The sequence below is a fragment of the Desulfosporosinus sp. Sb-LF genome, assembly GCF_004766055.1.
Lineage (GTDB): Bacteria > Bacillota > Desulfitobacteriia > Desulfitobacteriales > Desulfitobacteriaceae > Desulfosporosinus.
Genome location: NZ_SPQR01000011.1, coordinates 37,182 through 60,255, shown reverse-complemented (window position 1 = coordinate 60,255; position 23,074 = coordinate 37,182). Strand labels below are relative to the sequence as shown.

At 42.1% G+C, this 23,074-nt stretch carries 19 protein-coding genes; 16 read left to right on the top strand and 3 right to left on the bottom strand.

Annotated elements, in window-relative coordinates:
• Nucleotides 1-1,171 precede the first annotated feature (1,171 nt).
• On the bottom strand, nt 1,172-1,807 hold the full coding sequence (locus E4K68_RS15920; protein ID WP_135379907.1) for an MBL fold metallo-hydrolase: 636 nt from the start codon (nt 1,805-1,807) through the stop codon (nt 1,172-1,174).
• Between the two features lie 470 nt (nt 1,808-2,277).
• On the opposite strand from E4K68_RS15920, the gene E4K68_RS15915 reads away from it, so the two are divergent.
• The 14 genes from E4K68_RS15915 (at nt 2,278) to E4K68_RS15845 (ending at nt 20,225) form a co-directional block, all read left to right on the top strand.
• On the top strand, nt 2,278-3,714 hold the full coding sequence (locus E4K68_RS15915) for an MFS transporter (RefSeq protein WP_135379906.1): 1,437 nt from the start codon (nt 2,278-2,280) through the stop codon (nt 3,712-3,714).
• Between the two features lie 336 nt (nt 3,715-4,050).
• A complete protein-coding gene (locus E4K68_RS15910; protein ID WP_243450409.1) occupies nt 4,051-4,965 on the top strand; it encodes a sugar-binding transcriptional regulator in 915 nt (304 codons plus the stop codon).
• A gap of 14 nt (nt 4,966-4,979) precedes the next feature.
• Nucleotides 4,980-6,026 carry a galactitol-1-phosphate 5-dehydrogenase gene (locus E4K68_RS15905; RefSeq protein ID WP_135379904.1) on the top strand — a complete coding sequence of 349 codons (1,047 nt, stop codon included), beginning with the start codon at nt 4,980-4,982 and terminating at the stop codon, nt 6,024-6,026.
• 15 nt (nt 6,027-6,041) lie between these two features.
• Nucleotides 6,042-7,601: an FGGY-family carbohydrate kinase gene (locus tag E4K68_RS15900; protein ID WP_135379903.1), complete on the top strand. Its 1,560-nt coding sequence runs from the start codon at nt 6,042-6,044 to the stop codon at nt 7,599-7,601.
• Nucleotides 7,594-9,090, top strand: coding sequence for a sugar ABC transporter ATP-binding protein (locus tag E4K68_RS15895; protein ID WP_135379902.1), 1,497 nt, complete (start codon nt 7,594-7,596; stop codon nt 9,088-9,090). The genes E4K68_RS15900 and E4K68_RS15895 overlap by 8 nt, the downstream gene beginning before the upstream one ends.
• A 6-nt stretch (nt 9,091-9,096) precedes the next feature.
• Entirely contained in the window at nt 9,097-10,080 is a 984-nt protein-coding gene (locus tag E4K68_RS15890; RefSeq protein WP_135379901.1) for an ABC transporter permease, read from the top strand.
• 94 nt (nt 10,081-10,174) lie between these two features.
• A complete protein-coding gene (locus tag E4K68_RS15885) occupies nt 10,175-11,164 on the top strand; it encodes a substrate-binding domain-containing protein (RefSeq protein ID WP_135379900.1) in 990 nt (329 codons plus the stop codon).
• Between the two features lie 39 nt (nt 11,165-11,203).
• Nucleotides 11,204-11,875 carry a deoxyribose-phosphate aldolase gene (gene deoC, locus E4K68_RS15880; protein WP_135379945.1) on the top strand — a complete coding sequence of 224 codons (672 nt, stop codon included), beginning with the start codon at nt 11,204-11,206 and terminating at the stop codon, nt 11,873-11,875.
• Nucleotides 11,876-11,994: 119 nt separating this feature from the next.
• Nucleotides 11,995-13,182, top strand: coding sequence for an MFS transporter (locus E4K68_RS15875; protein ID WP_135379899.1), 1,188 nt, complete (start codon nt 11,995-11,997; stop codon nt 13,180-13,182).
• 88 nt (nt 13,183-13,270) lie between these two features.
• Nucleotides 13,271-14,434 (top strand): hypothetical protein, encoded by a 1,164-nt coding sequence (locus E4K68_RS15870; RefSeq protein ID WP_135379898.1) that lies wholly within the window; start codon nt 13,271-13,273, stop codon nt 14,432-14,434.
• Nucleotides 14,424-16,895: a hypothetical protein gene (locus E4K68_RS15865; protein ID WP_135379897.1), complete on the top strand. Its 2,472-nt coding sequence runs from the start codon at nt 14,424-14,426 to the stop codon at nt 16,893-16,895. Before E4K68_RS15870 ends, E4K68_RS15865 begins: the two co-directional genes overlap by 11 nt.
• A gap of 443 nt (nt 16,896-17,338) precedes the next feature.
• Nucleotides 17,339-18,307 (top strand): DUF5667 domain-containing protein, encoded by a 969-nt coding sequence (locus tag E4K68_RS21485; protein WP_135379895.1) that lies wholly within the window; start codon nt 17,339-17,341, stop codon nt 18,305-18,307.
• A gap of 179 nt (nt 18,308-18,486) precedes the next feature.
• Nucleotides 18,487-19,200 (top strand): RNA polymerase sigma-I factor, encoded by a 714-nt coding sequence (sigI, locus tag E4K68_RS15850; protein ID WP_135379894.1) that lies wholly within the window; start codon nt 18,487-18,489, stop codon nt 19,198-19,200.
• A complete protein-coding gene (locus E4K68_RS15845; protein ID WP_135379893.1) occupies nt 19,197-20,225 on the top strand; it encodes an anti-sigma factor domain-containing protein in 1,029 nt (342 codons plus the stop codon). Before sigI ends, E4K68_RS15845 begins: the two co-directional genes overlap by 4 nt.
• 114 nt (nt 20,226-20,339) lie before the next feature.
• Here the strand turns inward: E4K68_RS15845 and E4K68_RS20700 are convergent, their stop codons facing one another.
• Nucleotides 20,340-20,513 carry a hypothetical protein gene (locus E4K68_RS20700; protein WP_199241800.1) on the bottom strand — a complete coding sequence of 58 codons (174 nt, stop codon included), beginning with the start codon at nt 20,511-20,513 and terminating at the stop codon, nt 20,340-20,342.
• A 214-nt stretch (nt 20,514-20,727) separates the two neighbouring features.
• Between E4K68_RS20700 and E4K68_RS15840 the strand changes: the two genes are divergently transcribed.
• Complete coding sequence (locus tag E4K68_RS15840; RefSeq protein ID WP_135379892.1) at nt 20,728-21,612, top strand: class I SAM-dependent methyltransferase; 885 nt, start codon at nt 20,728-20,730, stop codon at nt 21,610-21,612.
• A 389-nt stretch (nt 21,613-22,001) separates the two neighbouring features.
• Entirely contained in the window at nt 22,002-22,178 is a 177-nt protein-coding gene (locus E4K68_RS20695; RefSeq protein ID WP_199241799.1) for a hypothetical protein, read from the top strand.
• 309 nt (nt 22,179-22,487) lie between these two features.
• Here the strand turns inward: E4K68_RS20695 and E4K68_RS15835 are convergent, their stop codons facing one another.
• Nucleotides 22,488-23,021 (bottom strand): LysM peptidoglycan-binding domain-containing protein, encoded by a 534-nt coding sequence (locus tag E4K68_RS15835; protein WP_135379891.1) that lies wholly within the window; start codon nt 23,019-23,021, stop codon nt 22,488-22,490.
• Nucleotides 23,022-23,074 lie beyond the last annotated feature (53 nt).

Genomic DNA, 23,074 nt, shown 5'->3' with positions numbered 1-23,074 from the left:
TCGTCGAAGGTTTGAGCATTGCAATCAGTTAAGCGGTGCTGAATTTCGAAGAATTGGAGCCACCTAGAAGGGTGGTTTTTGTTGTTTGGTTTTTAGTTCATCCTACGAAACCATCCAATCAGCATTAAGTAGAAAGATTTCCCGCAAAGTTCCTCGCTCAGTTAGTTAGATCAGTTAGTTAGGTCAGTTGGTTAAGTCAGTTAGTTAGGTCAGTTGGTTAAGTCAGTTAGTTAGGTCAGTTAGTTAGGTCAGTTAGTTAGGTCAGTTAGTTAGGTCAGTTGGTTAAGTCAGTTAGTTAGATCAGTTAGTTAGTTCAGTTAGTTAGGTCAGTCAGTTAGTTCAGTTAGTTAGGTCAGTTAGTTAGGTCAGTTAGTTAGGTCAGTTAGTTAGGTCAGTTAGTTAGGTCAGTTAGTTAGGTCAGTTAGTTCAGTTAGTTAGGTCAGTTAGTTAGGTCAGTTAGTTAGGTCAGTTAGTTAGTTCAGTTAGTTAGATCAGTTAGTTAGTTCAGTTAGTTAGATCAGTTAGTTAGTTCAGTTAGTTAGATCAGTTAGTTAGATCAGTTAGTTAGTTCAGTTAGTTAGTTAGTTAGTTAGTTAGATCAGTTGGTTAGGTCGGTTAGTTAGTAGGAAATTTGAGTTCGTAATCAGGTAATTAAACAATTAAAACTAAAATGTTTCCGTTTCAGCAGGGCTGTTCACTCTAATAGACTATCATAATACCCTTAAAGTTAAACAGAAGAAATAATGGAGGATTTGTCCAGATTAGTTTCCTTACCTTAATTTAGATTTTGACTGGTTAGAGTTTCAGTTTAGGTCAAAGTATTTACTCCCTTACTAGTTTATTTATCTCGATATGTTAATATTTAGTAATGCGTGTGAATCGTAAGGTGTGTTAGCTAAAACTAAAAATCTAGTTACTCCAGTTAATAATAGTAATTTGGTAAAGATCAGTGGAAGATTAATCTCGAGCCGTGTATCCATTAATTCATGAGGAACTTTGCGGGATTTAATTTTAGATATTAGGCCACTCGAATGAGTGGCCTAATTTTTTTGGAATGAGTATTAAAGATTTGAGTCGGAACATTATTAAGGTGGTGTTTTGAACATTCCTTTTTATAGGAGCTGATGTGGCTGCAATAATGAAGGAAAGATTGTCTAGATAATTTTTGGCTTCAAGTGTTCAAGCAAGGTCCATGACCTGTTGCTACAAACTTGGGGTTTAATTGACTTAGAGTATTTTGAAGTTGCTTTCGTTTTTCTGGGTCAGGTACTTGTTCGGGTTTAATGTTCTTAATTTCTGTGGTCCAATCGGCATCAACAACGAGACCTGTAGCTTCGCCAAAGCGGATCATTAAATCACTGCTGAAGAAAATACCCCGACGGTTTTCCATGGCTAGTAAGCCCTCCCAGAGATGCATTTCTGAAGGATAGCTGATGAATTCCAGCTCATAGTTATCTGTAGTGATCTTTTCGCCGGCTTTCTTAATAATAACTTCATTGGTAAAACCAAAACCGCTTAACTGACGCGCTGTTACCTCTGAACAGATGGTCTTAGCTTCAGGAAATTGTTCTAAAATATAAGATAGCCCTCCGCATTCATCCGCCTCAAAATGAGAAATGAAAATATACTTGAGGCTCTCGCCGTTGAGTGTGGCCTTGAGTTGGGGCACCAAAGCATTGGCTTGCTGGACATTGCCAGTATGGATTAGAAGAGGCTCCTTAGCGGGGATTAAATACTGGTGGAATGACAGGTCAATTTGAGGGATGTGGATACTAAATTGAATTAGGTCTTGGTAAATAGTTGACATGTGATTTCATCTCCTTGTGTGATAAAAAGCTGAGTAGTTTTTGTTAGACTGCTATCCGACTAGTGTAGTATTACCATTTATTGAGTCTAAAACATGAATCTTGGGTGCTAATTACATAAATGAAAGCAATACAATACTTCAGAAAAAGTGATGGACAACAATTTTATCTAAAATTTAGATAGTTGCATTTGCAACCAATGGATACTATAATGAATAATATAGTTGCATATGCAACTTGTTGTATTCTCAGCAAGTTAAAAGGATGATGGGTTGAGTAACAATCAAATATTTCCATACCCCATAGATATGGAAGGGACATTATTTTTTTTAATGATGTTACTCAAACTAGTAATGGAATTGTCAGGAGGAGTTATACCTGTTGAAAAAGAGAGTCTATGAGTTGAAAAAATTTCACGCAAGATGGCGGATTCTGCGTGTGATTTAAAAGTAGAAATAGAGGAGTAAGAAGAATGAAAAAAATCGAGTACAAGTGGATTGCACTCTCGTGTACTTCACTAGGTGTCCTATTCTCAGTGCTTAGTAGCAACACCTTAATCATAGCACTTCCTGATATCATGAAGGAATTACATGCTAGTATGAACACCATCATGTGGACAGTCATGATTTATATGCTAGCTATAACAATTCTAGTTCCTTCGATCGGCAGGATTGCCGATATGATAGGAAGGAAAAAACTTTTTGTGAGCGGGTTTATCGTCTTTACAATTGGCTCCCTATTATGCGGTTTTTCACAAACGGCATTGCAGCTGATTCTTTTTAGGTTCGTCCAATCTATTGGAGGGGCATTACTCTTAGCAGTGAGTACACCTATGGTGGCAGACGCATTTCCCAGGGAGGAGCTTGGAAAGGCTTTGGGTATTAATGGTATGATCCTCAGTGTTGGTTCAGTAGTCGGCCCAATTCTTGGGGGAGCCTTAATTTCTATAGGTTGGCGCTGGATTTTTTATATCAATCTTCCTATAGGAGTTTTTGGTGCGATATGGGCATGGATGCAACTGAGGGAAGTGGAAATGCTTCCTCAAAAACAAAAATTTGACTGGTTAGGGACACTGTTATTTACAATTGGTATGCTATCTCTATTGGTTGCCCTTACCTTTGGCGGATTTAAGGGATGGTTGAACCTCTCGACCCTAGTATTATTTGCACTCGCAATAATCTTTATGGCTGCCTTTGTTTACATTGAAAACAAAGTAGATCAGCCCATGCTGGACCTGAGCCTTTTTAGAAATCGAATGCTTACGTTTGCTTTTAGTAGTAATCTTTTGAATGGAATTGCTCGGGGGGCCATTACCTTTCTGCTAGTCTTTTACTTTCAGGGAATAAAAGGTTTTGATCCCGTCGTTGCTGGAATCCTTCTCGCTCCTTTTGCAATTTCTATGATGATCATGGCTCCGATTAGTGGAAGACTGTCGGACCGATATGGTTCGAGGATGCTGAGTTCCCTGGGACTCTTAATATCGGCCGTGGGACTTATCGGACTAATGGAAATAAAAGAAACTACTTCAATTACAGAATTGGTGATTTGGATGTTCATTTCAGGAATGGGATCTGGCATATTTTTTTCACCGAATACCAGTGCTATCATGGGGGCCGTTTCTGCTGAAAGACGAGGAATTGCTGGTGGGGTAAGGACCATGATGAATAATGCAGGAAATGTAATTAGTATTGCACTGTCAATGGCTATTATCTCATCAAGCATAACTCCTGAAGCGTTTCAAGGTCTTTTTGCTGGTACACAGGTAGGGTCTCAAGGCATTGCGATAGCACAGTTTATAGGGGGCTTAAGAACGGCATTTGCAATTTCATTTGTTATAAGCCTTATAGGTGCAGCAATTTCCTACATGAGAGGGAGCGATACTTCGCCGAATTTAGTGATAGAGAATTAAAAGTATAGAAACGTATATTGCGTATAAATTAAGCGGGCCTTTGGCTCGCTTTTTCTTTTTTAGCAGGTTTCCAAACTTTGAACAGCGTTGGCTAGAAGGCATTTAACAAACAATCTTTGTCAAACACCTTCTAAAATTTAATACGAAAGAATATATTTCTTTAAACAACGTTGAAATTAGTTTCACAACTAAGAAATTAATTTCATTTCTTAGCAGGATTTTGGGATCTTAGGTCGAATATTATTGCAAATTAAAAGATTCAAAATAAATAAGAATAGTCAATGATTTGGGGAGAAGGTGAAGTTTATAGTCAGATTACTAGTTAAAATAGCTCGAATGTATTATGAATTTGGTTATAAACAAGATGAAATAGCTAAAATGGAAGGTATTTCGAAGGCAAAAGTAAGTCGTCTTCTTGATAAGGCCCATAAAGAAGGAATTGTCGAAATCAAAGTCGTCTATTCTCTGCAGTCAATAGACGAATTAGCGGATACCCTGCGAGAGTACTTTGATCTAAAAAAAGTTTACGTTGTACCAGTAACAGTTAATCACCCTGATGCGATTCTCAATGATTTGGGGCGCGCTGTCAGTAACTTTCTTGGTGAGATCGTCAAAGATGGTGATGTGATTGGAGTATCTTGGGGAACAACCTTACATTTTGTGGTCAAGCATTTAGAAGAATACCCAGCTGAAAATATTAGAGTTGTCCAGCTGAACGGTGGGGTTACCAAGAACTATCTTTCTACCCAATCGACAACCATCATGGAACGATTTGTTCAAGCCTTTCATGCTGTGCCTTACATGCTACCCGTTCCAGCGATCGTTGATAGTATCGATTTAGCCAGAGCGCTCGTAGCTGATTCGAATGTAAAACAATCTCTTGATTTAGGTCGAGAGGCACGAATCGCCCTTCTCGGAATTGGGCGAGTTTCAGAAGAGTCTATCCTAGTAAAGGCTGGATATTTCAAACATGAAGAATACGACGAATTATTAAAAAATGGCTCAGTTGGGGATATATGTTCCCGCTATTTCCGCCTTGATGGATCAATTGCTGATGATGAATTAAACCAAAGAACTGTGGGAATTACCTTAGACGATCTCAGTGCTAAGGAGTATACCATTGGTGTTGCAAATGGCGAAGAGAAAGCAGAGGCTATCATTGGGGCCCTGAGAGGAAAGTATATTAACACTTTGTTTATTGATGAGGTTTCTGCTCAAAAGTGTCTTGAACTCTTAAACATAACTAAATAATAATCTGATGGGAGATGTTCATTATCAAAGCGATTAAATTGTTTGCACCTGGAGATGTTCGAGTAGAAGATGTTGAAGTACCTGAACTAAAAGCGGGAAACGTATTAGTCAAGGTTAAAGCAGTGGGTATTTGCGGTTCAGATATTGGTAGAGTCAATGTCTTCGGTGCTTACCGTCCAAACCTTACCGTTGGACATGAATTTAGTGGAGAAATCGTGGCTGTTAACGAAGCTGGAGCGTGGAACGTTGGAGATAGAGTCGTAGTTGCTCCGTTGATTCCTTGCAAAACGTGTCAGTGGTGTGCTTCAGGGCATTATTCTCTCTGTGAAACTTACGATTACTTCGGTTCTAGGCGTGATGGGGCCATGGCAGAATATGTCGATGTACCCGTGGATAATTTGTTATTAATGCCGGACAATGTTTCATTTGAAGCAGGCGCGATGACAGACCCTGCTGCTAATGCTATTCATGCCATTTGGAATGGGAGCTTAAATTCAGGAGAAACTGTTGCTGTTTTTGGTGCCGGGCCGATAGGACTCTTTGCCATACAATTTGCCAAAATTCTGGGTGCTAGTCGGGTGATAGCGGTCGATATTAAAGATGACAAATTAGTGGTTGCCAAAGCGGTTGGTGCTGATGAAGTCATTAATGGCTTGACAGAGGACCCAATTGAGAAGCTCAACACGCTCACTGGGGGAAAAGGCGTTGATTTAGTCATTGAAACTGCTGGATCGCGCATTGCTCAGAACCAGGCGGTTTGTTCTGCTGGAAAATTAGCTAGGGTCGTGTTTGTTGGAATATCTCACGATAAATTAGAACTCAGCGAAAAAGCAGTCAACACGATTCTCAGACATGAGCTGGCTGTTAAAGGTTCCTGGAATTCTTTCTCTAATCCGTTTCCAGGTCGTGAATGGACTTATAGCCTAGAGTTAATGTCTGAGGGAAAACTCCAAACAGACGTGATAACTAGTCATCGACTAAGTTTGGATGAGGGGCCTGAGATCTTCAAGAAGTTGATGGATAAGAATTTCTTCTTCAATAAAGTATTATTTTTACCCTAAACACAGGAGGGGATTATGCTAATGGATGCCAGTGATACTCTGTTGCTCTCGGCTGATTTTGGCACACAAGGTGTTCGGGTGGCTGTCATGAATCAATTCGGCGCTTTAGTAAAGATGGCCTTTGCCGAATACCCGACATCTTACCCTCAACCCGGCTGGGCTGAGCAAGACCCACAGAATTGGTGGCAGGCCTTTAAACAAGCACTGGCGATATGCTTGGGAAGCGTGGAAGATGTTAATCAATTAAGGGGCCTAACCATTTGTTCAACATCTTCCACGGTTCTGGCGGTTGACGATACCGGCAAGCCGCTGATCCAAGCAATTCTTTGGATGGATAACCGTGCGGTCAAAGAGGCTGAACGAATCAATCAATCAGGTCATTCGCGCCTTCAATACTCCGGTGGATCGGATTCTGTGGAGTGGATGATCCCTAAGGTGCTCTGGTTAAAAGAAAATTGTTCAGATCTATACAATCGTTCAAGTTTGATTGTTGAAGAACAAGACTGGCTTAATTTTCGGTTAACAGGGCGTTGGGTAGCTTCACGCTGCACGGCCACTTGCAAGTGGAATTACGCCGATGTGGAGGGTGGTTGGTCGCCGGATTTCATGAGCGAAATTGGCCTAGAGGATTATGCAGAAAAATTACCCATAGATGTTATTCCTGTCGGTCAGCATATAGGGAAAATTCGGTCTGAAACCGCGAAGGAACTGGGTATTCCGGAGGATATAATGGTATTTCAGGGGGGGATCGATGCGCATATCGGCCTCTTGGGTATGGGGGCAGTAGAACCAGGTCAAATGGGAATTATCATGGGTACTAGCTTTGTGCACCTAGCGCAACTACCCGACGCCATATATCGTCCTGGATTATGGGGTCCATATCCTAATGCTTTGGTGGAGGGGTTGTGGCTACTAGAGGGAGGGCAAGTGTCCTGTGGGTCATTGACAAGATGGTTTAAAGATCATTTTGCTGCTGATCTCAAGTATACTCACCCAGAGGAGGAACCTTATCAAGTACTTGCTGATGAGGCAGCCAAGATTCCACCCGGTTCAGAAGGCATAGTTGTCCTCGATACATGGCAAGGCAATCGTACACCCTATCGCGATCCACTGGTCAAAGGAAGCTTTTGGGGATTAACGCTGAGCCATACCCGTGCTCATTTATACCGTGCCCTACTCGAATCCGTATCCTACGGGACGCGCAACATTTTGGAAAGCTTTTCAGCAACAAACTTTAAGATTCAACAACTTATTGCGAGTGGGGGAGCCTTAAAGAATCGACTCTGGCTACAAATCATTGCGGATGTAACGAGTCTCCCGATTCGTCTACCGAGTTTTAGTGAGGCTGGAATTTTAGGATGTGCCATATGTTCTGCGAGTGGATTAGGCCTGTATTCAAACTTATTGGAAGCGTCTAAGGCGATGGTTTGTTATGGAGAAGAAATCTACCCTGATCCTGCGAACTATGAACTGTATTCATTTTATTTTAATCAGTATAAGAAGACGTATGAATTATTAGCGCCCCAGATGCACCAGATGTATAGATTTCAGCAAAGGGGAGGAAGCGATGGGTGAAAACAAGTTGATCCTGGAAATGCGGGGTATTTCCAAAGGCTTTTCAGGGGTACAAGCACTCAAGAAGGTTAATTTGAGTGTGGAATCTGGGGAGGTACACTGTCTGATAGGGGCAAATGGAGCTGGCAAGTCGACGTTAATGAAAGTTCTGTCAGGGGTATATTCCATGGACGAGGGCGAAATACTCTTTGACCAAAAACTAGCCACTATTATAGATCCTATTAGCAGCACCAAAATGGGGATTTCTGTCATATACCAGGAATTATCGCTCTTACCCAATTTATCCGTTGCGGAAAATATATTTATTGGAAAATACCCAAGGAAATACCGCTACTTATTAGATTGGGCAGAACTGACGAAGAAGGCGCGTGCCTTAATTGATAGCTTAGGTATTAAGATTGATGTCATGGAACCGATCAGCAACTTAAGTATTGGGCATCGGCAAATTGTGGAATTAGCTAAGGCTTTAGCGTCGAATGCAAAGTTGATCGTCATGGATGAACCCTCGGCAACCTTATCGAGCGAGGAGTTTGAAACATTAGTACGGGTCATTCAAGAGTTGAAAAATAAAGGGATCAGTATCATTTATATATCTCATCGCTTGGAAGAGTTATTCAGGGTGGGGGATAAGGTCACTGTCTTAAGAGATGGTCAATATGTTGCCACGAAACAGTTAAATGAGATCACTCAAGATCAATTAGTAGAATTGATTATCGGACATCCTCTTTCCAAAGAAAAGAAACCTAAGCTTTCTGTCTCCTACACAGAAGAACTGGTAAGCTTGAAAGATATTCACACTAATAAGTTGAATGCCATTAATCTTTCCTTATATAAAGGAGAGGTTCTGGGTCTTTATGGTTTGGTAGGCTCAGGAAGGACTGAAATTTTACGGGCCATTTATGGAGCGGATCCCTTACAAAAGGGAGAATTGTATATAAACGGTGGGAAAGTTAAGTTTCGATCTCCTGCAGAAGCTATGAAAAAGGGTATTGCCTTGGTTCCGGAAAGTCGGAAGACGCAAGGGTTACTGCTAAATCTTTCTGTTTGGGAGAACGCAGTTGTTCCCTCGCTTAAGAAATATACTCGGTTTGGATTTTTGAAGTATCCCACAATGTTCAAACATGTGAACGAACAAGTTGAACAATTAAAAGTAGTAACTCCATCCATTCGGGCATCCGTGAAAAATTTAAGTGGCGGCAACCAGCAAAAAGTCGTTATTGCTAAATGGCTTCTTAAGAACTCGAACATTTTGCTCTTTGATGAACCGACTCAAGGGATAGATATTGGCGCTAAAGAAGAAGTGTACAAAATTATTAAAAACTTATCTGACAAGGGGTTCGGTGTCATCGTTGCCTCTTCAGAATTGGCTGAACTTGTACAATTGTGTGATCGCATGGTCGTTATGTTCAATGGTAATATTGCTGGGGAATTTCAACAGGAAGAATTTAAAGATGACGCCATACTTCATTGTGCGGTCACGGGAGGGTAGGAGTTTATGAGTAATATGAGCATTGGCACTGGTGAGAAAAAGACTAAAAAGCTAAATATTGGCTATCTTTTGGGGAAGTATAACTTATTAATTTTATTAGTGGTTTTTATTATCATTGCATCCACCTTGTCATCCAGGTTCTTCACTGTACAAAATTTTCTAAATCTTCTGCAACAGTCTTCTGTCACGGGGATTATGGCGATCGGAATGACGTTTGTCATCTTGGTTGCAGGGATTGATCTTTCGGTAGGATCTATTGCGGCCCTGTCAGGTATGGTGGTAGCCATGTTAATTTCCGCAGGGTGGTCAATCCCCCTCGCAATTATCCTAGCGCTAGCTGCAGGTGGGGTATTAGGTTTCGTCAGTGGTTTCTTATCCACTAAATTCAGTATTCCAGCTTTTATTGCCACGTTAGCCATGATGGTTTCCGCGCGAGGGTTGGCATTGTTGGTCACAAATGGTCAACCGGTTTACGGTCTACCCGAGTCCTTTAGTTTCTTGGGAGCTGGGTTTATCGGTAGGGTTCCAGTGAGTGGGTTAGTTTGGATCGTGCTCACCATTGTGTCAGCACTTGCTCTAAAATACACCCCTTATGGTAGAAATTTGTTCGCTGTTGGAGGAAATCCTGAAGCGGCGCATCTCTCCGGGGTGCGAGTGAATCGACATCTCATCTCTGTGTTCGTTATTTCTGGAATTCTTTCGGGCTTAGCTGGCGTAGTATTAACATCTTGGTTAACGGTAGGCCAACCCACTGCATCGAGTGGGGCAGAACTTAATGCTATTGCAGCGGTTGTTTTGGGCGGAACCAGTTTAGCCGGTGGTGTCGGTGGAGTGCTAGGAACATTTGCAGGTGTCCTGTTGATGAGTATTATTACCAACATATTCAATCTAGTTGGATTGGCTTCCTATTATCAGCAAATCTTTATGGGTCTAATCATCGTGCTTGCTCTAGTATTAAATAAGTTTGTTATGGGCAAAAACGCTCATTGAAATAGTTCTATTGGAAAGGGGGTGCGTCATTAAATTGTAAGATAGATTAGTTCTTAACCCACTTAAAATGATAAAAATTAGAGGAGGATTTAGGATGAGAAAATTACGAGGTTTGTTAGCATTAACAATGGTGTCTGTTTTGATAGGGGTTGCTGGATGTGGTACTGCAAAAACTGAAACTGCTGCTCCAAAAGAAACTCCTAAACAAGTCGTGATCGGATTTTCCCAAGTAACTTTGGATTCGCCATTTTACGTATCCTTGATGGATGCAGCTAAAGCTGAAGCTGAAGCCAAGGGTGCTAAACTCGTTTATGTAGATGCTCAAAATAATATCGAAAAACAAAATAAAGACATTCAAGATTTAATCACAAAAGGAATCAATGTGCTGATTCTTAACCCTTCCAATCCTACGGCAGTTGCTCCTTCACTCACGGCAGCTAAACAGGCGAATATTCCTGTAGTTACCGTTGATCGCCCGACAGATGGTAAAGTTGCTACGTTTGTTGGTCGGGATAACAAAAAAATGGGTGAGTTAGCAGGAAAAGAAGCTGTTCGATTGCTGGGCGGCGAAGGTAAGGCTAAAGGTAAAATCATTGAACTTCAAGGGGATGCTGGTGGCAAGGTTATGATGGATCGCCGCGACGGTTTCCACTTAGCAGTAGACAAAGAGCCTGGCATTAAAGTAATACAAGGACCTTATTGCGACTACACACGTTCTAAAGCAGTCAAAGCATTCCAAGACTTACTACAAGCTAACCCTGATGTAAACTTGGTGTATTCCCATAATGACGATATGTCTTTAGGTGCGTTACAAGTTCTGGAACAGAACCAGCTGGTTGGTAAAGTTAAAATCGTTGGTGTTGACGGCTTAATGGAAGCTGTTAAAGCAATCCCGACTGGAAAGTATGATGCTACTGTGATGAATGACCCACAACTTCTGGGTAAAACAGTCGTTGATACTGCTCTAGGCGTTCTAGATGGCAAGAAATACGATGCATTCATTGATGCAGGTACTAACTTGATTAATAAAGACAACGCTGCACAATTTATTAATGACAAACTAACATTTGCAGCATCTAAATAGTCGCTATATGTTAGTATTAAAGGGGTAATCGAAATGACCATGACTAAGAACGAACTAGCTAAACTGATTGATCATACCATACTAAAAGCTATTGCTACTCAGGAAGATGTTACAAAACTATGCAACGAAGCGCTAGAATACGAGTTTGCATCAGTTTGCATCAACCCGTCTTTTGTACCACTTGCTGCTAACCTTCTGAAAGATTCGTCAGTCTTAGTATGCACTGTTATAGGCTTCCCACTGGGCAGCACCTCTACGGCAGCTAAGGCCTTTGAGGCCCAAGAGGCTGTGAAAAATGGAGCCTTAGAAGTGGATATGGTTATTAATGTTGGTGCTTTGAAGGAACGCCGTGAAGACGTCGTATTCCAGGACATTTCGGCAGTTGTAGAAGCGGCTAAAGGAGCTAATCCTGAGGCAATTACTAAGGTTATTATTGAAACCTGTTATTTAACAGATGAAGAAAAAGTACTAGCTTGTCAGTTAGCCAAAAAAGCTGGAGCACATTTTGTAAAAACCAGCACAGGATTCGGATCAGGCGGTGCAACCGCTCATGACATTTCTCTCATGCGTCAAACGGTGGGACCTGAAATGGGTGTTAAAGCCTCTGGCGGCATTAAAAACCTTGAACAAGTCCTCGAAATGGTCAAAGCCGGTGCTTCAAGGATTGGGGCTAGTGCTGGCGTAGATATTGTTAAGGAACTAGCGCTCTAAACTAAACGATCTCAAATTCTAGACCTAAGACTATCCTTGTGATAATCTTAGGTCTACGTTGTTTTTGTTTTCCTGCTCGTGTGATGATGTAATCTAAGCATTGTAGGGAGGTATTTAGGATGAGTTCTAAAAATTCCACTGTTATAGATTCACAAGCAAGCAGGTTATTGGTAGTCCATACTTTGTTTTTGACCGGGGTGAGTCTTTCAAATATTTTCTTCAACATTTATCTATGGAAACTATCGCAAAATCTTGAAATAGCAGCGATTTTTAATTTATTTCAGTTTATAATGGTTCCATTCGTCTTTTTTATGGCTACTCATCTTTTTAAGCAAAAAGGAATCATTCTAAGTATGCGTTTAGGTTTGCTTGTCCATGTAGGTTTTTTTCTATTAGTTCTCTTATTGAAAGACAAAATCACCCACCTAACGCCTTTGTTTGGGGTGTTAATGGGGTTGGGACAGGGTTTATATTACTTTGGATATAATGTGTCCACGTATGACTGGACCAATAATCAGAATAGAGATCGATTTTCCGGTTTTAATGGTGCGGCCAATGCTTTGGCTGGAATGGTGGCTCCGTTAGTCGGTGGGTTTATCATCCGGAAATTGGGGACTACCACCGGGTATATTGCAGTTTTTAGCATCATGGTTATTTGCTTCATTTTAGCGACGATGATCACGGGAACGTTTGTTGCCCGTACTGGAAAACCACGGTGCAATTTCACCCAAGCCAGGGTTTTGATCGGAGCAGAGTGGCGACGGGTGAATTGGTCCATGTTCTTACGAGGCTTACGCGAAGGTGTGATGTCTTTCTTGTTGATTCTTATCTTCTATGAATTTTCTCAGAATGAACTTCAATTGGGTTTTTTCAACTTCGTTTTATCGATAATAACCTTTTTAAGTTACTATTTTGTGGGACGGTTCATTTCGAGAGATCGGCGCTTTCTTTTCATGTTTCTTGGGGGAATTTTATTGGCTCTTTTCACTACGATGGTGCTTTGGGAGCCAAGTCTAAAGTCATTTTGGCTGTTTGGGATCGCTAATAGTTTGTTTTATCCTCTAATTTTTGTACCACTAACCACTATTTCCTATAATGTTATTCGTAATAATTTGAGAACTGCGGATTATCAGGTAGAATTCTTGAGTCTTCGCGAGATACCTCTAAATATCGGGCGAATTCTTGGGATTTTACTTTTAATCTATTTCATAAACAGAAGTTGGCCTGCAGTGTGGCTTCTGTGGGGTCTTGGACTCAGTCAACTTCCGATCGCCTCTATCTTAAAGCGAGTTAGTAAGAGTGCTTAGAGCAGGAAATCAAAGCTGTATTGTCGAAATGCCTAACATCCATTAGTTCGGATTAAATTAGTGATGGTTGGTGAGGTGAGTAAAGTACATGGCTTCGTGCGTTCGATTTTTGCATTGTGCAGGATTTCGTTTTGGCAGCCCCTCTTGGGAAGGGCTGGAGGCGTGGGCGACCCTTCGAAATCAAGATCTGTGGCAGACCTTTGAAGCAACCATCGCTCTTTGTCGGTCGGAAAACGTTGATTTCCTGTTTTTGGTCGGAAATCTATTCGATCAGGAGTATGTTAGTAAGGAGACTGTCGAGCGAGTTGCTAGCGTATTAGCGAAGGTGGAGGGGACGAGAATTTTCATCGTTCCAGGTGAAACTGACCCACTGATTATTACGTCCGCGTATCGTCTAACCGTCTGGCCAAGCAATGTACATATATTTTCCGGAGGTATCAGTAGTGTGAAACTCCCTGCCCAAAACGTCATCGTATATGGAGCGGGATGGACTGCCTATCGTCAGGAGGGTTCGTTTCTTGACGGTTTTCGGGCGAAAATGGATGGAACAATTTCGCTCATGCTTCTCCATGCCGAGGTCAGCTCAGAGAAGAATTCGGAACGCTTTAGCAAGATTCTTCCAGAACAGATTGCTTTGAGTGGTTTGAATTACCTGGCCTTGGGTCATGAGGGAGTTTGGAGTGGGATTCAGCGAGCCGGGGAGACGTTATGGGCTGATTGTGGTTCGCCTGAAGCCCGAAGTTTTCACGAGAGCGGCCCACATGGTGTGCTTTTGGGAGAGATCGAGAACGGATCAGTCCAGCTCGAATTTCGGGAACTGGGACAACGCCGCTATCACGAAAAGGTTCTGTCTCAATCGGACATGGAAACGTTTGTTGCACAGTTATTGGCAGAAACAAGTCCACAAGGACGGCTAAACGATTTGTTTAGGATTAAGCTGATGGGAACTCTACATGAAGAGGATGGAGAGGTCCTATTGCTTCGAAAACAGTTAGCAGACGAATTTCGCTACGTCCAAGTGGTACCCTTTGTAGGGACAATGGGCTCTGGAATTGGGGTAGATGTCGTTCTTTCAAGAGAATCCGTGTATATAGAAAAGGATGGAATTCCTAATGTAACACAAGTTTTCATTGCGAAACTACAAGAATGCCTTGCAGTTGCAGGGAGTGCTAAGAACCACGAACACTGGGAGCTAGTCCAAAAAATTGGGTTGGCGGCACTAGGGCAGGGACGGGTTGACGATGAAGATTGAACGGATCAGAACCACTAATCTAACAGGGCTAGGAAATGTTGACTGGAGATTTCCGGTTGGCCCAGGTGTGGTCTTTGTTGCGGAGAAGAGTCAGCAAAAGATGTTTGCCAAGTTAGTCCGGGGATTTTTATACGATCTCAATGATCTAGAGCCACTGGATGTTTCTAAGGCTCAATGTAGCAAGGGTTTAGCTGAAGTTTGGATGACCAGCGAAAGCACCCACTTGCAAATACGTCGCGAATTTATTCTCCATGACGATGATGGACAGATTGGATTTTCAACGTTGGTGATCGAGGATGAAACTGGACAGGGCGTGTCTCTGCCGGAATCGATGACACTGGGAGCCTATTTATTTCAGCTGAACCTCCAGGCGTTTTGCCAGGGCGGGTTTGTGGAATGGCCGGAACGAGAAGAAAGGGACCTTCTTTTTCGGCGTATTCGCAACCTGCGGCAAGGAGGGGATGAAGGGCTCTCCCTGTCTAAAGTGCTGGCATCAATAGCTGGGGCGCAAAGAAGAGTGGAAGACCAAAAAGAAAGTATAGCTGAGACTAAGGCAGAGTATGACGCACTGCGAGGGGAGTGGGAGGCAGCACATCGCCGACAGGAAGAAGAACGATTGCTTCAGATTGAGATGAAGAATCTGCGCGAAAAAGAGAAAATTTTAGCTACGAGAATTGGTTCCACTTCCAAATTACAGGATCGTTTGACAATTCTTCGTCAAAACCCCGACTACCGTGAATTACGCCGGCTCCAAGGTGAGCTGACCCGTTTGGAAGAACGATTCCAGGTATTAGAGGGAAATGTGAAAGCGCTTACCTCTGAGTCGCAAGTGGATTGGACTGTGATTGAAGGGTTACGTGAAGGCTGCATGGAGTGGGCACGTCTTCAAGAAAATGTTGAACGAATAGGCGCTAAAGCCCAAACGTGGGCACGGAAAATTATAGAGGTGACAAATTCCTTGCAAACATCTGGGTACCAGGGCTTATCGAAGGATGAGGATCAACGCCTGCACCGAGCGCAAGAAGAAATGCATACGGCTCAAGAAGAACTGAACAGGCTAACCTTAACCAACAGCGAACTTCAAAAGGTTGAAATAGCCTATAAGCAAGAACTAGCGATTCTTCAGAACTTAGAGGATTTTGCCAAAATTACGGAGGCTGACGAACTTAAGATTGAGCATAGAGAAAGGCGTTTAACTCAGTGGCAAAGCTCCAAAATCAGCGGCTTTTTCGACTTTGCATTACAGGAATTGTTGGGCATGACAAGTATTAATAAAAGGTTAGTGTTTCGTCTTACTAAATACTACCAAAAATACCGTGTTTCAAACTTCAAGGAATTCAAGAGGAAGATTAAGGAGTTTCGTGGCCAGCAGCAAAGGGTCGAGAGAATGCGAACAGACTTAGAGAAGCTCCAGGAAAGCGTCAGGCGTGGGGAGAAACTACTCGGGGTCGTTCATTCTCGCACTAAAATCCTAAAACAAGCGTTTATCTCAACTAATACGGCTGACTACCCGGCTTGGTTGAACGGGTGGAACGACTACTGGGCAAAAGACGACCAACTGGCCCTTTGGAATAATGAGCTGCAGCTAGCACTTGAACAACAGCGAGTGGAAGAAACGAAGTTACAAGGGTGTGCGGAACAACTGCACGGAAAGTTAGAGAATTGGGGGGTATCTGCAACAGACAGAGACGAAGTCCTTGCGGCAGTTTTGAGTGTTGCTAGCCAACTGCGTGAAAAAGATAAGACGGAGAGGGAATTTGCGGAATCTTCTCGAAGATTTTCAGAATTACTCGGAGATCGAACTATGGATCGACTTTCTAAAAGTTTGGAACCTTTGGCAGAGTTGGAACGTGAAACTTATTTTACGGATGAAGAAAGGTTAGCCGAACTAGCAGCTTGGAACAACGAACTAATGGAAACTTGTCTTCGACGGGTGAAGGCGGAACGACAACTCCAGTACAACCAAGGATTCCCAATATTGTCTGTTCTGGAGAGGAAAATCGAAGCAGTTAAAGGGCGATTGAAGGCTTATGAAACCTTAAATTGTGCCTTGGACGATGCGCTGGCTTTATTAGAAGCTTCGTTCAAGGAATGGCAAACCGAGTACGGAAAGGTCTTAGAAGAAGAATCACAGTGGATATTCAGTCAGATTTCTCCTTTACATGCGCAAATGAAGACAGAACGAGATATGGCAGATGTGAAGAAGAATTACTTCGCTTATCGTATGGCCATGGTCCAGTTAACCCTGCGCAATCAGCGCAATTATGCTGAAGTTCCGTTATTTTTCTCAATAGGAGAAATTCATGAGGATCAAGGTTTTTGGGACGATGTTACAACTTATCTTCAGAAACTCTCCATTTCCAGACAGGTTGTCCTATGTACGTCGGATTCCAAGCTGAGTGAGATGATGGGGAACGTTGGCTGGCAAAGACTGGGGGCATTAGATTGGAACAAATCGTAGAAGAAAGACAAGAATCGTGTTCGGTTGTCAGTAAGATCGTTAAGATCAAGCTTTTTCGCACAAGAGTTGAAGGGGTCTCGCAGCTAGAAGGTGAATTAGTGGGTTTCGAATGCGGCTCGTCCAGTTCAACTTGTGTGTCTAAATGTCATTATAGGCTATTAATGGATGATTATTAGAAAGTATCATATAAATCTAAATATTTTATATAGTTTTCCTCAAATTACATGGAAGTTAATATGAACTCATTGAAACAAAAGAAACAAAATACAAAGAGACTGTAACAAACCAGATAAAGTGTTGTTGTAGTCTCTTTTTTGTAGCGGAAATTCACGTTGATAAGAATCAGTTTAGAGATACCCTCTAAAAAAAATTTGAAACTACGTACTTAGTAAGGACAAGGCAAAAAGCTTTCGCAACATAATTATTAAGAGGAGTGTTTGAAAATGAAAAAATTAATTTCTTGGGTACTAAGTGGTGCAATTGTACTTATTCCTGTCGTGACAGCGGCCCCAGTACTGGCTGACGCGGGCGTCTCCGCCGAGACTAGTGTTAGTAATACGGCAACGGTTAATAGCACAACAGGAAGTACGAATTCTACTGACACAACAGGAAGCGCGATCGTTGTGGACAGTAATGGACAAACGGTGACCGCTGGGACATTGCCGGATTCTCCGTTGTACTGGTTTACAAGTCTCATTGAAAAACTACAAATAGCTTTGGCCTTTAATCCCGCTAAAAAGGCTGATCTTGTTGAACGACAAGCTTTAGTAAATTTAGCGGACGCTCAGGAATTAGTTAAAAAAGGAAATCAAGAAGAAGCACAAAAGGCCCTGGAAAGCTATACCAATAAGATTTCAGCAGCTCAGGAATTTTTAAATCTTGTTAAAGATCCAGCCTCGGCAGAAGGTCAAGTATTGATAGAGGCATTAAACAAAACACAGGCAGCAAACATCTCGGTATTGACGGGTTTGTTAGATAAATTACCACCGCAGGCTGCCCAAAAGATAGCTCTTAATATCGTTCGCAGCATGGAAAAAGCAGTAGCAAAAAAAGCACTGACACCCACGACTGCGCCAACTCCTACGCCAACTCCTGCGCCAACTCCGACTCCTGATTCAACAACAACACCAGTTCCTGTGTCAAATGATCCTAGTCAAATAAACCCTGAGCAAGATAAAGACCAAGACAACGATAAAGATAAGGTTAAAATTAACAAGGAGATAAAAAGTGCCTTGGAAAAACTACGCCATGATTTGGAGCAAAAGGAAACACCTAATCCAGCTTCCTCCACTCATCCCCAGCTAAATCAAAGTTCGAACGAAGACCATAAAGACGTGATTTCGCCAAAGGATTCTAGTAAACAACAAGAGGGCGAGAAACAGCACGAACAACAGAAAAAACAACATAACTAATCCAGGTCGCCCTAGATTAGTTTAGATAGTAAATTAGGTAACAGTAAGTCAGATTTCAAGGATGGGGAGTCCTGCAGCTAAGGCTTGAGGACTTCCTTTCTGACATCAAAAGTATTAGTATGAATGGAGGTGGACATGGTAGTAAACAATTGCATGCTGACAGGGAGGGAAATAGAGTAATGCCTGAATGGGAAGAGAATTGGCCATGGGAACGCCTAAAGACTGATGCTTCAGATAGAGAAGCTTTTCTTGAACACTTTCAGCCCTTCATTCGGTATGTTGCTTCCCGAGTGGTGAAGCGAAGTTTGGAGTGGGGAAGGGACGAGGAACTTTCGGAGGCCTTCTTAGCTTTCAACCAGGCGCTTAATCTATTCCAACCGGATAAGGGAGTGCCTTTTTTAGCTTACGCGCGCCTCCTGATCAAGCGGCAGTTGATCGACTATTTTAGACGGCATAATAAACCTGCTTCCCTTCCTTTGGATGAAGAAGAAGTGGGGTTCGTCGTGGAGACTTATATCAGCGTACCGGAGTTCTATCAACAAGAACAGAACCGAGAACGGGCGGCGGAGGTTCAGGACTATTCTGAGGAATTAGCAAAATGGGGGCTAACTTTTGCGAATTTGGTGGAGGTTTCCCCAAAACATCGGGATACTCGTGAAAGCTTGCTTCGAGCGGCCCGGGAACTAGCTCATGATTCTAGCCTCTGGTCCCAGGTGGAACGGACAAAAAGGCTGCCTATGCAACAATTATCCGAAAAAACAGGACTCCATCTAAAGGTTTTGGAGCGAGGTCGTAAATATATTCTTGCAGTAGCCATTTTAATCGCTCGTAGTCACGACTACATTTATTTGCGCGAATATGTATACCCACAGGGAAGGAGCCGTATCTCATGAGTAAAGCTAAAGCAATTGTCTTAGAAAAAAACGGTGGTAGTTATCTTGTTTTAGATCCGAGCGGAGCCTTCCGTCGGGTACGTTCGCGTATAAATGCTGAAGTCGGTGAAGAGATTGAGGTTGTCTTAGAAAACAAAATGAGATCGTATAGAGCTCTGCTCTCGATAGCGGCGCTATTCCTTTTCACAATTCTGTCGACTCTAGGATGGTCCTACTGGCAAACTCCGGTGGCTGTAGCTATGCTTTCGGTTGATATTAATCCTAGTATAGAAATCGCATTGGATAAAGAAGCTCATATCGTGAGTACCAAGGCTCAGAATAATGACGCTGTGCAGTTACTCGAAGGGGTTAATCTTAAGGGGGAGCCCCTAGCAGTCGCAATGAACAAGATTGTCACCCGGGCCATTGAGCTGCGATTTTTAAATACTGATCACAAATCTATTATATTGGGGCTAAACGAGGGATCCGACGATAAAGCTTCGAAGCTAAATGATCTTGCCACAGTGGATGCCCAAGCTTTGCAAAACAGTTTGAATGAAGTAGCAATTTCTAAGGATTTAGGTCTCCAAGTCGTTTTCTTCAAGTTGACTTCTCAAGAAGTAGCAGAAGCAAAAAATGCAGGTTTGAGTATGGGTGAATATGCTCTTTGGCAGACCGCAGAAAAAGCTGGGCTTTCCATACAATCGCAAAGCGTAAAGAATCCCACAGAACGGTCTAACCTCTTGGAAGTGCCAGTTGTGAAGGATGAGCTTACAAATAATAGAAATATGATTGATACAGGGAACGTGATGGAGCAGCCAAATCGGGAAGTAAAGACAACGCCAGGTCACAAGGAAGATGAGACTAAAGACAAACGACCCGCTCAGAAAAAGTCTGGCGAGCAAAATTCATCTGAAACAAAACAAAGTACCGACTCAGCACATGAAGAAAAACCAGGTACTGTGGTCAAAGGTAAAAACGATAATACAGGTCAACTGAAACGTGGCAACGATATGGAGGAGCAGCACGATAAGCGCTCAAGATAAATTTAAAAACATCTTCAAGGTTTTTTTCAATACAAGGCGAAATACTGCGTCCCCCTAACTTACATAAAAGAGCCCGTCCAAAGGACGGGCTCTTTTATGTAATTAGAAGGCCTGCTATTCAGCTTTCTTAAAAAGTGACCAAGGCGTATCCACGGTTAAACCATCTTCTAACATTTTCTGCACCGTTCCGTGTGAATAAAAACCTGCTTTTTCAGTTTTAAATAAACACTCTTCTAAAGTAATCTCTTGCCAGGTGTCCTCGCCCTTTACTTGAGTTAAAAACTTCATTTTGATAATCCTCCATTTATGTATTTGTGCTTGCACCCTCATTATAGCAGGAAATACTCCTTGAATAAATCCTCTCTTCAAAACGTTTCGCTTCACGGCCTTCACAATAATGGAATAACATTTCTAATAAGCGCGTCTATTTGGAAATGACAAAACTGTCAAAAAAGCACATATGGAATATAATACCATAGGCCCAAGAGAGGAGGGGTTATATATGGCTTCAGGTGAAATCAAGAGAGTAGAGGAAATGAACTATTTTGAATTGTTGGCTTGGTTAGGCATCGGCAGTTCACATCCGGGAGGCTTCCCGGCTACCCTACAAAATCTGAACGCAATGCAAGTAAAGACCGAAGATTATGTGCTTGACGCCGGGTGTGGAAGTGGCCTAACCGCTTGTCACTTAGCTAAAACCACTGGCTGTAAAATCGTGGGCGTAGATTTAAATCCCCAGATGATTGAAAAAGCAACCTTAAGGGCGCAAAAAGAAGGAGTTTCTGATTTGGTGGAGTTTAGGGTAGCCGATGTTTATAAACTACCCTTTGCCGATAACCAATTTGATTGGGTATTTGCTGAGTCAATAACGGTCTTCTTAGATAAAGTCAAAATATATAAGGAGTTCTATCGAATCCTAAAGCCCGAGGGTAGAGTTGCTGATCTTGAAATGGCCTTGCTGGGGGAATTGCCAGCTCATCTTAGAAAGCAGATGGAAGTGTGTTTCGGTTCAGGCACCAATCCATTACTCTTTGAAGAATGGGTCAATGCATTGACCCAAGCGGGGTTTCAAGATGTGGACATCAAGAACGCGCAGCGCTTGAGGAATAATGGCAATGTAATATTGAACGCACTCAAAAAGGATTGGCTACTAATAAAAGAGCTTACAGACAAAGTCGCTAAGCAACCCGGATTAGTGCCCAGATTACAGAAAAATGCTGGTTTTATGAAGAGAAACGTGGGTTATTTTGGATTTGGTCTTGTCTATGGACGAAAACCTACTCCTGAAAAAGTAACCTTCAACGATTGGATTCGCAAGGTATTTTACGAGCGTAAGCTTAAAGGTGCACAACTACTCAGCAGTGTTTTGAGACGAAAACCATCGTAGATTGAAGCTCGTGGCCGGTATCGTGAGTAACCGGTCACGAGCTTTTTCTAATAATATGATTTGTTAAATTCATCTCGCTTATTAGTGGTTTAGTGTCACTGTTCTAGCCTGATAACATATGAATGTGATATTCTGAGTGGGCTATCTCTTGCTGTGAATCCCTAGAATATGTAGTGGCTGCCGATTAAAGTAGGGTATCAACTTTTATATCAGAAGTAATTAAAGGCTTTGAAGATAATTGACCTACTCCTGCCCCTCTTAGAGGATTTAAATACCGTTTTCTAGAATAATTAAGGAAATGATATAAAAGGTGAGTTAGGCAGAGAAGTACTAAACGAGAAAACTGAAGTAGCATCTTAAAATGATTGAAACAGGAGGGAGAAAAAGAAATGTTAACTTTTTTTGCGGGACTTGGGTTAAAAGGAATCTTGGTCGCTGTTTTTGGGGTTGTTGTTGTAGTATCTATTCTTAAAAAGTTATTTAAATTGGCCCTGACAATTGCGGTCATTATTGCACTTGTTCATTTCGGTTTACCCCTACTCCAGACTACAATGTTAAAATATTGAACAGATCCTAGTCAAAGAGGCAAAAGGTTAGGTTGTAAGGAAATATATGGGTGTTAATTTGAAAGAGGATGCAATAGTTGGTGGAATCATAGGAGTGGTTGTTGGGGACGCATTAGGATTACCTATCCAATTCATGAAAAAGCCGAAATAAGGAAAAGACCAGTCACGAAAATAGTTGGAGTAGGTGCCTGCTTGCACCTGGTGCCCGGTCGGATAATCGTCCTCTAACATTGTGTCCGGCTCAAAGTCTTTCCGAGATTGGCTAACAGCCTATAGATATTGCTTAACGTTTTTGTCCGTTGGTATCGGTTAACTTGCTGGAATTCTTATAATTTGACCGGCAGAAATAACATTAGGATTAGTTATCTCTGGATTGATCATCAATATACTTTGAATCGAAACGTTAAACCGTGTCGAAATGATAAACAACGAATCTCCTGGTCTTACAGTATAGCTAGTAATTTCTACTCTTGGCTCGCATTCAGCATCTAAAGCAACCCAAGTTTCCTCATCCGCTACACCTGTTCTCTCAAGCTCTTTTTGACTTTCTTGGAAGGCCACAAGAGCAGCTTGGGTTCTAGGACCAAGTATACCATCAATGGCACCAGGGTCAAAGCGGGCAATCAGGAGAAGTGTTTGGAACCTACTTACCGCTGAACCACGATCTCCTTGGCGTAGAAGTGGACATTTATCAGTACCCGTTGGGATTACTATGATCTGACCTGGATAAATTAAATTGGGGTTAGTGATTTGAGGATTAGTGGAGAGAATGAAATTAATGGAAGTATTGAAGTTTTGTGCAATTTTATAAAGGGTGTCACCTGTTTGAACAATATAAGTCACATCAAGCCCCCCAATGATTTATTTGTATACTCTATGGGTTTCTTAAAGACTTT